At 34.5% G+C, this 1,679-nt stretch carries 2 protein-coding genes; both read left to right on the top strand.

Annotated features, from left to right (window positions below; translation table 11 throughout):
* Window positions 1-250: 250 nt before the first annotated feature.
* Window positions 251-1,075: an SWIM zinc finger family protein gene (locus ENH66_01630; protein ID HDZ54381.1), complete on the top strand. Its 825-nt coding sequence runs from the start codon at window positions 251-253 to the stop codon at window positions 1,073-1,075.
* Window positions 1,076-1,165: 90 nt separating this feature from the next.
* Window positions 1,166-1,679 (top strand): hypothetical protein (locus ENH66_01625; GenBank protein ID HDZ54380.1); only part of this gene is annotated, 514 nt, incomplete at its 3' end.

The following is a 1,679-nucleotide window of genomic DNA, read 5'->3' as shown; positions in this document are numbered from 1 at the left end:
TGAAAGGAAGTGATTAAAAATTAACGAAGCAAATCTTAAACTATTATTCCAGACTGCGACCGCAGATGAACTAAAACAAATTTGTAGAAACCTCAAAATAAAAGGATTCTCCGCCAAAAAGAAGTCCGATTTAGTAGAACTTGTTTTATCCTCTTTATCAGAAGAGGAGTTGGAGGACGTAGTAAGAGAAAATGAAAGAAAGTGGATCTCTAAAGGTATCGATAGTGCGTTTAATATGATAAACTCTTCCATGACAAACACAATTAAAGGATTCCGGGTCGTGAATGAACAAGCGGGGGAGATTGAGATAGATTTTGAGTGGTATAAAGAGATGTCTAAAGCATTTGTTTGCATTACTGATAAAAATATCTCAGATCTTGAATTCGATTGTGATTGTTCGCTTGGTTCAAGTGGGGGGATGTGCGGGCATTTTTGGTTAGGTGTCATATTCTCTTTTAAAAAAAACTTTTTCAACATCTCTAACTGGACCTTGTTTGAATTGCCCCAAGAATTTATCAGAAAAATTGAAAATATCGAAATTATAGAGACAAAATCAGGAGCCCTACTACTAACCGATAAAGCCTCTGATAATTTTCTACTCCAGGAATATATCGGTTCTGAAATATCAGTAAAAAATGGAGAAATCTTAAGATCCGAAAGAAAGTCATATGAGTATGAGGGAAAAGAAACTGCTTATTATCTACTAACCTTGAAAGATGCAATAGTCGAGAAAAAGACCGTACCAGAATTAACGATTAGGCTGAGTGAAGGGTTATATACCAAAAGTTTATTGAAGATTGGGGATAGGATTGAAGTGAAAGGTAAGCTGATTAAAGACAAGTTTCAAGGTCTCTTAGTGAAATTCATACGCCACGTTACTATTGGAAAACTTGAGAAGAGTAAAGTAAAATCCACCGCTAAGGATAAGCATTGGATAGTAAAGAGCTCCAGTAATGCGAATAAATCGTATACTATAACATTAAAAGCTGATGGTTCTTGGAGTTGTACATGCCCTCAATTTACCTTCCGTAAGAAACAATGCAAACATATTTCAGAATGCAAGACTAAAATCTAAACTAAACTTGTTGGAAATCTATAAATTTCATACCTCCTCTATTTTTTTGAATTATTTTTCTTTTATAAACTCAAGAAATATTACCCTATCATGACACTAAATAAACTTCCTGTAAAAGACAATCCACCTAAAGATTTGCTCCACATCATAGTAGATAATAGGGAGCGTAAATTAAAAGCTCTTTTAGATAAAAAGAAGGATATCATCACTTACGTTTCGGAACAGTTAGATATAGCAGATATTATTATCTCAGAAGAGGTAGCTATCGAAAGAAAAGAAGGATTTGATTTTGTCTCATCTATTATGGACAATCGCCTTTTTGAACAGTTAATTCGCTTAAAGGACACCTATTTGACGCCCATATTAATCTTAGAAGGATTAAATGATAACGTTTTCAAGAAAGTAGGAATGAAAATCTCATCAATTTACGGAGCCCTTGCCTTTATCTCATATAAGCTTGGAATTTCAGTAATCCCCACTCGAAATCTTGAGGAAACTGCTATTACAATAGAACGAATTGCATATCGAGAGCAGGTGAAAAATGATATGCCACTCCTTTCTCGTAAAGCCCCAAAAGGAATGACTATCGAAGACCGGAGGATTT

This window comes from Candidatus Nealsonbacteria bacterium (assembly GCA_011050465.1).
Taxonomy (GTDB): domain Bacteria; phylum Patescibacteriota; class Minisyncoccia; order Minisyncoccales; family RBG-13-36-15; genus RBG-13-36-15.
Note: the sequence above shows the minus strand (reverse complement) of the source record. Positions and strands in the feature narration are given on the sequence as shown.

Coding starts and splice junctions, on each gene's coding strand:
- ENH66_01630 (HDZ54381.1), top strand. CDS start 251: ATGACAAACACAATTAAAGGATTCCGGGTCGTGAATGAACAAGCGGGG.